The following is an 11,341-nucleotide window of genomic DNA, read 5'->3' as shown; positions in this document are numbered from 1 at the left end:
TACATATTTATTTTATTCCGCAGTAGCTCAGTGGTAGAGCATTCGGCTGTTAACCGAACGGTCGTAGGTTCGAATCCTACCTGCGGAGCCATTTTTATATTTAAAAAATTTTTTAATGATATGTTAGCAAAGTGCTTCCATAGCTCAGCAGGTAGAGCACTTCCATGGTAAGGAAGAGGTCACCGGTTCGAGCCCGGTTGGAAGCTCCATAATAATTACTGATACTTCAAGCTTTCACGAGAATGTGAAAAGCTTTTTTTATTGTCTAAAATAAGGGACATCCATATCCTTTTTTGTTTATTTTTACTTCTAATAAATTCAATCTTTACTATTTCTCATCAATCTGTGCTTTTTCTTGCGTATATAAGATATTCTGATAAATTAGGCTTTAGATCCACCTAGTATTTTTGCTAGATGAGGAATAATAGCAGCAATCGATTTTCAGAACTTTAGGAGAAAACTGAGGCTATTAAAAAGTATTATCGTTAATTTAGTGGTAATATATAGTATTTTGCGTTAGGAAAAATAAATGAAAAGGCTAAATAAAGTTATTATTAATAAAATAGAAAAAAAGTGTCTTATTCCTAAACGCTACGATTTCTTTGATAAAGCTTTGATTATTCTATGGGGGAAGTTATAAAAAAGATAGGTTATTTTTTTCTTGAAATCTGAAAATTTAAACTTTTTATTTTTGCTTTACAACCCAATCAGTTTTTTATATAATAAATCTTGTCAGTTGGGAGATAAACGAAAAAACACACGGCCCATTGGTCAAGCGGTTAAGACACCGCCCTTTCACGGCGGTAACACGGGTTCGAATCCCGTATGGGTCACCAATATGGAGGATTAGCTCAGCTGGGAGAGCATCTGCCTTACAAGCAGAGGGTCGGCGGTTCGATCCCGTCATCCTCCACCATAATATTTGTAAAATAGACAAGACTAGTCGATTTTATCACACGATATTGCTTAATAACAAGATGAATAATATTTTCTTGAAAAGAAGAAAATATGATATATGAATTTGCCGGTGTAGCTCAATTGGTAGAGCAACTGACTTGTAATCAGTAGGTTGGGGGTTCAAGTCCTCTCGCCGGCACCATTTACTGAGTTAGATTGGATTTTTAATATCGGAGGGGTAGCGAAGTGGCTAAACGCGGCGGACTGTAAATCCGCTCCTTCGGGTTCGGCGGTTCGAATCCGTCCCCCTCCACCATTTGAAAATTGGACAACATGGATATGTCCTTTTATTTTTTATTGGGCTATAGCCAAGCGGTAAGGCAACGGACTTTGACTCCGTCACTCGTTGGTTCGAATCCAGCTAGCCCAGCCAAGAGCCATTAGCTCAGTTGGTAGAGCATCTGACTTTTAATCAGAGGGTCGGAGGTTCGAATCCTCCATGGCTCATCTAAAAACCAAACACATATGTGTTTGGTTTTTTTAGTGCTTATAAATAGTTTGCTGAAATGTTTATGTACGAAGATTTAGCTTCCAGTATGGAATATACAAATTCTCGATGCTGCTAAACTCAAATGAAGCAAGTCATTCAATTTTTGTATAATGAAGAACTAGGTGGAATAAAGCGTTGTTTTTTGTGAACAGTCATAGAGGTGTACAGAGATGTCAAAAAGGGGGGAATAAGAAGAAGCGTTTTGGAAAAGCCATATAATATTGCTGCAGATAAATGTCCGTAATGGGAGGAATGGTATAGGCGATGAGGCTGCTGAGGCTTTGAACATAACTTATGTGTATACATCCGAGCAACTGTATAATAGTAAAGGGTATCCTAGTCCGAAAAACAGTTTATCCTATGTAAATAAATAGGAAGGTGTGAACTAATTGGATACCTTTTTCAACATTATCTATGTTCAAATTTTAACTCTGTTTGTTTGATTGCATTTTGATCGTAGAAAGCTGTCGTATTTATTTAATAACTGATCTAGCTTTATGCTTATATCAATAACTCTAGGGTGCGAAAAAGATGTTAGGTTTGCAAGATAAACCATTTTCTCACGATGTTCTTCAATGTTTTGGAGTAAATTTTTTTCAGACATCAGTAACACCCTCAATCCGTTCATTATTTTTTAATATTTAATTTTCTTGATTTTAGCATATTATTAGTTTTTTTATAACCAAAAATAAAATTTTTAAACATTATGTGTCATAATTTGTTAAAATAATAACAAGTATACCAAAAAAAGTGAAAAAACATATATTTTTTAAAAAATTTCTCTATTGGTGAGAAAATACAACATTATCAAAAATACATAAATATTTTATATAAAACAGGCATTAAAATGAAACCTTTTCCGCTATCGATACGTACTATCGATTAGCCGCATTTAGGGCGGAGGTAAAATAGATGGAAACATTAGTGAAAAAAAGGATAAAGCAAGTATTAAAAGGAGATCAGAATGCCTTTGGCGAAATTATAGAAATTTATAAAGACAAGGTATATCAGATTTGTTATCGAATGCTGGGCAATAGACATGAAGCAGAGGATATGGCACAGGAAGCTTTTATTCGAGCATATGTTAATATACACAGGTTTAACATAGATTTAAAATTTTCAACGTGGCTGTATCGTATTGCTACAAATCTTTGTATTGATCGTATAAGGAAGAAAAAACCGGATTATTATCTTGATGCAGAAGTTCCAGGTACAGAAGGCTTGAATATGTATTCACAAATATCGGCTGATACAAGATTGCCAGAGGATGATGTGGAAAGTTTGGAGTTGCAAGCTTTAATACAGACGGAGATCTCGAAATTACCTGATAAATATCGAGCAGTTATCGTATTAAAATATATTGAAGAACTTTCTTTAAATGAAATTAGTGAGATCCTAGAACTACCATTAGGAACAGTAAAGACACGGATTCACAGGGGAAGAGAAGCATTAAGAAAACAATTACGCTATGTCTGATAAAGAAGGTGAAATAGATGACTTGTCCAACAAGAATCATTGAATATATGCATGAGTACCTCGATGATGAAATGGAGTTTATCCATAAAGAGGAGTTAAAAAAACATCTGCAGGATTGTAAAAGCTGCTCCATTCATTTTCACGAATTAAAGAAAACAATTGCTTTAGTACAAAGCACATCACATATACAAGCACCAGTCCATTTTACGGAAAATGTAATGGCCTTGCTGCCGAAAGAACAAAAGCGTGCAACATTTAAAAGATGGGTAAGACATCATCCGCTTTTAGCAGCTGCATCGTTGTTTATCATTTTAATGATATCCAGTTTACTATCTGCATGGAATGAAGATCACCAATTTTCTGTATCAAAACAAGAAAATTTGGTAGTTCAAAATGATACAGCTATTGTTCCGGAAGGTAAAGTAGTCAAGGGTGATATTATTGTTCGAAATGGCAATATAAAAATAGAGGGACAAGTTGAGGGTGATGTAACCGTAATAAACGGGAAAAAATACATGGCATCTGCTGACCAAGTAAGTGGAGAAATAAAAGAGGTAAATGAAGTATTTGATTGGCTATGGTATCACATGAAAAAAACTTTCTCAGAGGTAATCAGTGTGTTTACAAGTAGTAACCAAAACAAAAAAGGCAGCCTCCCTGCATTATAATTGTAGGGAGCTTTTCGTTATGTTATAACCCTAGCTTATTTATTGAAGTAAAAAAAGCCATTTAATAAGGAAAGTATTGGATCTGTATAGGAGAAGTTTATCTAAATTGGTATTAAAACGAATTATGATATAATATGATAATTGTAGGTTAAAAACAAATATTACTTTTGAAATATATACTTTGGAGGAAGGAAAATGTCGTTAGCAGATTTCCCTTTTTTAAAATATTTAGCGAATACAGTAGACATTCTCCTTGTGTGGTATGTCATCTATAAAATAATAATGATTATAAGAGGAACAAAGGCTGTCCAACTCTTAAAAGGAATTTTTGTCATTCTGATTGTGAAGTTATTAAGTGATTATTTTCAATTACAAACATTAGGCTGGATGATGGAGCAGGTCATCTATTGGGGGGCACTAGCCATAATTATTATATTCCAGCCAGAGTTAAGGCGAGCGCTTGAGCAGTTAGGGAGAGGGAAGTTTTTCTCCAGAAGCGGCATGCAGGAGGAAGAAAGACAGGAATATATTATCGAAGCAATTGTAAAAGCAGTTGATTATATGGCAAAAAGAAGAATTGGAGCGCTTATATCAATTGAAAGAGAAACTGGTATGAGTGATTATATTGAAACGGGTATTTCTTTAGATTCAAAAATATCGTCAGAGCTGCTAATAAATATTTTTATTCCCAATACTCCTTTGCATGATGGGGCAGTTGTGATACAAAGAGCGAATATAGCAGCGGCTGCTTGTTATCTTCCTCTATCAGAAAGTCCCTTTATTTCGAAAGAACTTGGTACAAGGCATCGGGCGGCATTAGGAATAAGTGAAGTGACTGATAGTATAACGCTGGTAGTATCCGAAGAAACAGGTGCTATATCCATTACGAAAAATGGGGAGCTTCATCGAGATTTAAAGCTTGAAGCTTTTAAAGAGATGCTAGCAAGCGCATTGATTATACCATCTACCAAGCAGGCTTCTTCCGTTAAATGGAGTTGGAAGGGGAAGAAAAATGAATAAACTATTTGATAAGATTATAGATAGTAATTTATTTATGAAAATAATAACCTTTGCATTGGCGCTTTTATTATTTTCCTCTGTTTATGATCCGAATAAAGAATCAAGTGATATAAATGTGCCGGGAGATGATGGTACAGTAGTTGTTGAGAACGTTCCGGTAAAGGTATATTATGACACAGAAAATATAGTCGTAACAGGAGTGCCTAAAACAGTAGATGTTACGTTGGCTGGACCAACAAGTATTTTGCAGGTGGCAAAACAAAAAAAGGACTTTGAAGTGTATGTTAATTTGGCAAATGCGAAGATTGGATCAAAAGAGGCGCGCTTGCTCATTAAAAACTTATCCGATAAATTAACTGCAAAAATTGATCCAAGCAAAGTGGAAGTCGCCGTGAAAGAAAAAGTAACAAAAGAATTCAAAGTAGAAGCAGAATATAGCAATAAAACAATTGCTGATGGCTATTCCGCAGGAGCAGCAACGGTAAATCCTAGCACTGTAAAAGTAACTGGAGCAAAGGATGAAATGGATAAAATAGCATATGTTAAAGCAAATGTAGCACTAGATGGCTCTACATCGCAATCTATTGAACAGGAAGCAAAAATATCTGTTTTAGACAGTAGTTTAAATAAATTGGATGTACAAGTGGAACCGGAAACAGTTAATGTATCGATACCTGTTAAAAGAGTAAGTAAAAAAGTACCGATCAATATAGTGGAAAAAGGATCTCCCCCTTCGAATATAACGATTGATTCGATCACATTGGATACGAAAGAGGCTACCATTTCAGGGCCTGAAAATGTGTTGAAGGATACTGAAAATGTAAGAGTTGAGATTGACTTAAGTAAAGTTAATAAAGATGAAACATTGTCCCTGCCAATTATCATTTCAAATGGCATTACATCTGTTGAACCTGAATTAGTTAATGCAACTGTTAAACTTACCATCGCAAAAGAAAACAACGACAATTCATCAGATGAAACAGCAGCTGATACAGATACAAGCACAGTTCCAGATACAGACTCAACAGAGACCTCTACATCTGAACAGACAAGTACAAAAACATTGTCAAATGTTCCTATTAGCATACAAGGATTAGGAAAAAATCTTGAAGGTACGATTGCTTCTCCTAAGAATTCTCGTACTGATATAGAGGTCACAGCGAAAGATTCCATTCTAAATGGAATAAAGGCATCTGATTTTTCTGTTTATGTCGATGTTGCTGGTTTGGAAGAAGGGGAACATGAAGTGCAAATAAGTGTTAATGGTCCAGAGGAAACAAGCTGGGAGCTTGGAAAAGAGACAGCTAGTGTTTCAATTACTCAAAAGGAAACTTGAGAACAGGTTTTATTATAGTTAGAAGGAGCGATTATTTAGATGGGTAAATATTTCGGTACGGACGGAGTACGAGGAATTGCAAACAGTGAACTTACGCCGGAAATAGCATTTAAGCTTGGAAGATGTGGCGGTTTTGTCTTAACAAAAGATAAAGACCGGCCAAAGGTATTAATTGGCCGTGATACTCGTATATCTGGTCATATGCTGGAAGGTGCTCTTGTGGCTGGTTTACTTTCAATTGGTGCTGAAGTAATGCGTTTAGGCGTTATCTCAACACCTGGAGTATCTTATTTGACTAAAGTTTTAGGAGCGCAGGCTGGTGTGATGATTTCGGCGTCACATAACCCTGTTGCTGATAACGGAATTAAATTCTTTGGTCCAGATGGTTTTAAACTGTCGGATGAACAGGAATTGGAGATCGAAGCATTAATAGATGAAGAAAACGATTCTCTTCCAAGACCGGTTGGAGCAGATTTAGGACATGTGGACGACTATTTTGAAGGCGGGCAAAAATACCTTCAATTTTTAAAACAAACAGTCGATGAAGATTTTACTGATATTCATATTGCGCTAGATTGTGCGAATGGTGCTACCTCTTCATTAGCAATGCACTTATTTGCAGATTTGGATGCTGATATTTCTACTATGGGCGCATCTCCTAACGGGTTGAATATAAATGATGGTGTCGGTTCCACTCATCCAGAGGCACTGGCAGCATATGTGAAAGAAAAAGCAGCGGATGTTGGTCTTGCTTTTGATGGAGATGGAGACAGGTTGATTGCCATTGATGAAAAGGGTGAAACAGTAGACGGCGATCAAATTATGTATATTTGTGCAAAATATATGAAAGAATCAAGTCGTTTAAAGCAAAATACGGTTGTTTCTACTGTGATGAGCAATTTAGGTTTTTACAAAGCGCTGGAAGCTCATCAAATCGCAAGTATTCCAACTGCAGTCGGCGACCGCTATGTGGTGGAAGAAATGCGGAAAAATGGATATAATCTTGGCGGTGAACAGTCAGGCCATATTATTTTTCTCGATTATAATACTACAGGGGATGGATTATTAACGGGATTGCAGCTTGTGAATATCATGAAAGCTACAAAAAAACCGCTATCCGAGCTTGCTGGTGAAATGAAAAAATTCCCGCAAAAGCTTGTAAATATTAAAGTTACGGATAAGCATCATGTAACAGATAATGAAAAGGTGAAAGAAGTTATTACAAAAGTAGAGCAAGAAATGAATGGAAATGGTAGAATATTAGTTCGTCCTTCTGGAACAGAGCCGCTTGTCCGCATTATGGCTGAAGCCCCAACAAAAGACTTATGTGATGCGTACGTAAATGTCATTGGAGAAGTAGTTCAAAAAGAAATGGGACTGAAAGAAGAATAGATAGCTGTGCATGTTAAAACGATGTTAGCTTGCACACAAAAAGAACATTTGCATACATTATAGGGTGAAGGAAATGCTGAGCATCAGTTTTCCTCACCCTATTATTTTTGAAAAATTTTGGGGATTAATATACCACCAGGGATGCATTTCGATATGACACATAGTATTTGACGGAATGTTTGCATGTAAGGTATGATTAACTTGCTTTTGTAAAAAAGAGCTATTTTTTTCAAGGGGGATAGAGGTTGGTGTAAATGGAATAAAGCGCCTGGACTAGTCATGGACGATACAAGACTAGTTGACGAGGAGGAGGTTTATCGATTTTTCGGCGGATGCCTCCCGGTTGCATTAGCCAATCGTAGGTTCTTCTTTAAAACATTAAGGCAACTTAATGCACAAAGAGAAGGGCATGCTAATAACAAGTATAAAAAATTACAGAGATAGGGGAGCAAGTATAGGCCCCTAAAACAGGCTTCTTGCTTCCCTAGAACGGAGGAAAAGAAGTATGTGCGGAATAGTTGGTTATATTGGAAACCTGGATTCAAAAGAGATTTTATTAAAAGGGCTGGAGAAGCTTGAATATAGAGGGTATGATTCTGCGGGCATCGCTTTAAGCAATAATGAAGGCGTTCAAGTGTTTAAAGAAAAAGGGCGCATTGCAGATTTACGAAATATTGTAGATGAGAATGTATTCGCGCCAACAGGAATTGGCCATACACGCTGGGCAACTCATGGAGTGCCGAGTCAATTAAATGCTCACCCGCATAAAAGTGCATCAGAGCGTTTCACTATTGTTCACAATGGTGTAATTGAAAATTATGATCTACTAAAAAAAGAATATCTTCCAGAAGCAACATTAAAAAGTGATACAGATACCGAAGTAGTTATCCAGTTAATTGAGCATTTTGTGGAAGAGGGCAATGATGTGAAAGCAGCCTTTGTACAAACGCTGAAGTTATTAAAAGGATCTTATGCGATTGCATTGCTGGATGAGCAAAATAAGGATGTTATTTATGTTGCAAAAAATAAAAGCCCACTTTTAGTTGGATTAGGCGAAGACTTTAATGTCGTTGCAAGCGACGCAATGGCTATGCTGCAAGTAACGAATAAGTACGTAGAACTTGTAGATAAAGAAATTGTCCTTGTAACAAAAAACGAAGTGATCATTGAAACGTTGGAAGGTGAGGTTATTTCCCGAGAAGCATACACTGCGGAGTTAGATGCCAGTGATATTGAAAAAGGAACATATCCTCATTATATGCTAAAGGAAATAGATGAACAGCCTGTAGCGATTCGCAAAATCATACAAGAATACCAAGACGAAGAAGGTAAGTTGACAGTAGATCCTGCTATTGTTAAAGCGGTAAAGGATGCAGATCGTTTATATATTATTGCTGCAGGAACTTCCTATCATGCAGGATTGCTAGGAAAACAGTTTATCGAAAAACTGGCGAAGATTCCAGTTGAAGTGCATGTTGCAAGTGAGTTTGGCTATAATATGCCGCTTCTTTCTGAAAAACCATTGTTTATCTTTATCACACAAAGTGGAGAAACAGCAGACAGCAGATCCGTATTAGTGCATGTAAAGAAGCTTGGGCATCCAACCATTACGATTACAAATGTCCCTGGTTCCACGTTATCACGTGAAGCAGACCACACCCTATTATTGTATGCTGGGCCTGAAATTGCGGTTGCATCTACAAAAGCATATACGGCGCAAATGGCTGTTCTGTCCATCCTTGCAGAAGTTGTTGCGAAAAGCAAAGGGTATGATTACGACTTTGATTTGATTCATGAGTTGGGAATCATTGCTAATGCAATGGAAGTTATTTTTGAAGAAAAAGAAGAACTGGAAACAATAGCAAGAGAGTATTTAGATACTACTCGCAATGCATTCTTTATTGGCCGTGGTATTGACTTCTATGTTGGCCTGGAAGGCTCTTTAAAATTAAAAGAAATTTCTTATATTCAAGCAGAAGGTTTCGCAGGTGGCGAATTGAAGCATGGAACCATTGCTTTAATTGAAGATGGCACACCTATTATCGCATTAGCAACACAGGAGAATGTAAACTTAAGCATACGCGGAAACGTAAAAGAAGTGGTTGCGCGTGGGGCAAACCCATGCATTATTTCCATGAAAGGCTTAGAAATGGAAGACGACCGCTTTATCGTACCAGCAGTGCACGAGTTGTTGACACCCCTAATCTCTGTGTTACCATTACAATTAATTGCCTACTACGCAGCACTTCATAGAGGCTGTGACGTAGATAAACCACGTAATTTGGCTAAGTCGGTTACGGTGGAGTAAGTATTGATTGTAAAGTATTATTGTATTGTTGATTTAAAATAAAGTCGCGATGTTTATAAAAAAGATACGATGTTTAAAATAAAGTCGCGACGTTTATAAAAAAGTTGCGAAGCTTTGCCCCTTTAGATTATAGTTGTCTAAAGGGGTGTTTTTATGTCCAAAAGATCAAGAGCATCTAAAATTGACAAATGGGTTAAAGAAGGCCGTGGCACAGGTATTGGAGCAGACTATCAGCCGTGGTTAAAAATTCAAGACGTTTCTTCATCAGGTCGGTCAACGAGATTGAAAGGCATTAAAACGAATAGACAACATGAATTTTTATCAGATTTGGAACGAAACTACTTTTATTTAACTGAATTTTCAGATTTTATTGTTGGTATTCGAGAACAAGGCGATTTACAAACTGGATGGAATCGGGAAAGAGAAGCGGGCGAAACCATTATGTATGCAATTTTTTCGGGGTGTCATTGTGACCAAAAGTTTATAGGGACAAAGCAGAAGCGTATCTACATCTAATATTCTACAAAATAAACCCAAATTCCACCATAACATTACAAGAAATTAATGACCTAGAGTTTAATGTTCTCCCAGCGCATTAAAGTATTACCGTGGTGAAGGTCATGCTCCAGAATCCGTATAAAAAAGAAAGGACCCCATGTTAGTAACACGGGGGCACGGAATTCATATGAAATTAGGGAGAACCTTGATATTAAGAAATTAAATCTTTTTTTTGCGTATTTATTCAAAATATTAGAGTGAGAGTAGGAAATCAAAATATAATATTGTCCTCTAATAGTTCCATGTTAGTAATAAATACTCGATGATTTTTAATCGTTATAATGCCATTTTGCTTCAATTGTTTTAAAATTCTGCTAACACTACTTGCTGTTGATATGCCGCAGAACTTTGCAATTTCTTCATTCGTAACTGGAAAATCAATCATTATTCCATCAGGTGTTCGAACACCAAAATGATCATACAAATCGTAAAGCTGTGTACAGACAGCACCCAATTTACCATTTAACAACATCTGTTGCATTTTCTTCATAACATAAAGTAAACGGTATCTATAGAAATCTTTTACGTAACGTTGGAATTCTGGGCTCTTATTAATATCCTTCCAAAACTTTACACGATTAATTCGATAAAATTCAGCTGTCTCTGATTCAACTCGGATATTGTAAGGTGAATCAATAAATTGTGAATACTCATCCCTTAATATAGAAACAATTTCAAGATCTGTAATGTATCTAAGATTAAATTCGCGACCATCATTAGAAATTACACTTGCCTTTACAACACCACTCTTCAAAATATAAGTATAACAATCCTCTACACCTTCAAAGGTTAAATACTTATGATAACCCTTTTGGACAATTGGTAAATGATTTTTTTCAACATATTCCTTTAACACGCTATTATCCAAAAAACCCCCCCCATCAATTATTAGATATTGAAAATATATCAAAATCAGAATTTTTTTATACGTAGTAATTTACAAATGATATTAACATTTGTTATGTACGTAAATATATTACCATTGCATTTTTTAACATTCTACATATTTGTTATACTTCCTTTGTAATCCTATATAAAGAAGGCGATTGAACATGAATTTTTGAATTAATGCAATTATTAATCGACTAGAAACAGCATTCCAAACAAGATTCAATAGGAAAGTATCGTTCGTATTT

Annotated in this window: 8 protein-coding genes, 8 tRNA genes and 1 pseudogene; 15 read left to right on the top strand and 2 right to left on the bottom strand. The window is 36.1% G+C overall.

Annotation, left to right across the window (positions count from 1 at the left end; all coding sequences use genetic code 11):
* Positions 1–16 precede the first annotated feature (16 nt).
* The 8 genes from ACTYBU_RS14695 (at position 17) to ACTYBU_RS14660 (ending at position 1,404) form a co-directional block, all read left to right on the top strand.
* Positions 17–91, top strand: a tRNA-Asn gene (locus ACTYBU_RS14695).
* A gap of 42 nt (positions 92–133) precedes the next feature.
* Positions 134–209 (top strand) — tRNA-Thr (locus ACTYBU_RS14690).
* 552 nt (positions 210–761) lie between these two features.
* Positions 762–836 (top strand) — tRNA-Glu (locus tag ACTYBU_RS14685).
* Positions 837–840: 4 nt separating this feature from the next.
* Positions 841–916: transfer RNA gene (locus ACTYBU_RS14680), tRNA-Val, on the top strand.
* Positions 917–1,023: 107 nt separating this feature from the next.
* Positions 1,024–1,099, top strand: a tRNA-Thr gene (locus tag ACTYBU_RS14675).
* A 30-nt stretch (positions 1,100–1,129) separates the two neighbouring features.
* A tRNA-Tyr gene (locus ACTYBU_RS14670) sits at positions 1,130–1,213 on the top strand.
* Between the two features lie 42 nt (positions 1,214–1,255).
* Positions 1,256–1,330, top strand: a tRNA-Gln gene (locus ACTYBU_RS14665).
* A 1-nt stretch (position 1,331) separates the two neighbouring features.
* Positions 1,332–1,404: transfer RNA gene (locus tag ACTYBU_RS14660), tRNA-Lys, on the top strand.
* Positions 1,405–1,865: 461 nt separating this feature from the next.
* On the opposite strand, the gene ACTYBU_RS14655 is transcribed toward ACTYBU_RS14660, so the two are convergent.
* Positions 1,866–2,051, bottom strand: a complete 186-nt coding sequence (locus tag ACTYBU_RS14655) for an aspartyl-phosphate phosphatase Spo0E family protein (RefSeq protein WP_445490863.1) — start codon at positions 2,049–2,051, stop codon at positions 1,866–1,868.
* 308 nt (positions 2,052–2,359) lie between these two features.
* Between ACTYBU_RS14655 and sigW the strand changes: the two genes are divergently transcribed.
* From sigW to ACTYBU_RS14620, 7 genes and pseudogenes are all read left to right on the top strand, one after another.
* Positions 2,360–2,923, top strand: a complete 564-nt coding sequence (gene sigW, locus ACTYBU_RS14650; RefSeq protein ID WP_445490862.1) for an RNA polymerase sigma factor SigW — start codon at positions 2,360–2,362, stop codon at positions 2,921–2,923.
* Between the two features lie 17 nt (positions 2,924–2,940).
* Positions 2,941–3,591 (top strand): zf-HC2 domain-containing protein, encoded by a 651-nt coding sequence (locus ACTYBU_RS14645; protein WP_445490860.1) that lies wholly within the window; start codon positions 2,941–2,943, stop codon positions 3,589–3,591.
* Positions 3,592–3,786: 195 nt separating this feature from the next.
* Entirely contained in the window at positions 3,787–4,611 is an 825-nt protein-coding gene (cdaA, locus tag ACTYBU_RS14640; protein WP_445490859.1) for a diadenylate cyclase CdaA, read from the top strand.
* On the top strand, positions 4,604–5,947 hold the full coding sequence (locus ACTYBU_RS14635) for a CdaR family protein (RefSeq protein ID WP_445490858.1): 1,344 nt from the start codon (positions 4,604–4,606) through the stop codon (positions 5,945–5,947). The genes cdaA and ACTYBU_RS14635 overlap by 8 nt, the downstream gene beginning before the upstream one ends.
* A 39-nt stretch (positions 5,948–5,986) precedes the next feature.
* Positions 5,987–7,339 carry a phosphoglucosamine mutase gene (gene glmM, locus ACTYBU_RS14630; RefSeq protein WP_445490856.1) on the top strand — a complete coding sequence of 451 codons (1,353 nt, stop codon included), beginning with the start codon at positions 5,987–5,989 and terminating at the stop codon, positions 7,337–7,339.
* Positions 7,340–7,844: 505 nt separating this feature from the next.
* Entirely contained in the window at positions 7,845–9,647 is a 1,803-nt protein-coding gene (gene glmS, locus ACTYBU_RS14625; RefSeq protein WP_445490855.1) for a glutamine--fructose-6-phosphate transaminase (isomerizing), read from the top strand.
* 153 nt (positions 9,648–9,800) lie between these two features.
* Positions 9,801–10,037, top strand: a pseudogene (locus ACTYBU_RS14620) (heteromeric transposase endonuclease subunit TnsA); the annotation flags it as partial.
* 379 nt (positions 10,038–10,416) lie between these two features.
* Here the strand turns inward: ACTYBU_RS14620 and ACTYBU_RS14615 are convergent.
* Positions 10,417–11,073 (bottom strand): Crp/Fnr family transcriptional regulator, encoded by a 657-nt coding sequence (locus ACTYBU_RS14615; RefSeq protein ID WP_445490853.1) that lies wholly within the window; start codon positions 11,071–11,073, stop codon positions 10,417–10,419.
* Positions 11,074–11,341: the final 268 nt, after the last annotated feature.

Source organism: Niallia sp. 03133 (genome assembly GCF_052663225.1).
The sequence above is the reverse complement of the archived record's forward strand: the minus strand, read 5'-3'. Positions and strand labels throughout refer to the sequence as shown.

Coding starts and splice junctions, on each gene's coding strand:
- ACTYBU_RS14655 (WP_445490863.1), bottom strand. CDS start 2,051: ATGTCTGAAAAAAATTTACTCCAAAACATTGAAGAACATCGTGAGAAA.
- glmM (WP_445490856.1), top strand. CDS start 5,987: ATGGGTAAATATTTCGGTACGGACGGAGTACGAGGAATTGCAAACAGT.
- cdaA (WP_445490859.1), top strand. CDS start 3,787: ATGTCGTTAGCAGATTTCCCTTTTTTAAAATATTTAGCGAATACAGTA.
- sigW (WP_445490862.1), top strand. CDS start 2,360: ATGGAAACATTAGTGAAAAAAAGGATAAAGCAAGTATTAAAAGGAGAT.
- glmS (WP_445490855.1), top strand. CDS start 7,845: ATGTGCGGAATAGTTGGTTATATTGGAAACCTGGATTCAAAAGAGATT.
- ACTYBU_RS14645 (WP_445490860.1), top strand. CDS start 2,941: ATGACTTGTCCAACAAGAATCATTGAATATATGCATGAGTACCTCGAT.
- ACTYBU_RS14635 (WP_445490858.1), top strand. CDS start 4,604: ATGAATAAACTATTTGATAAGATTATAGATAGTAATTTATTTATGAAA.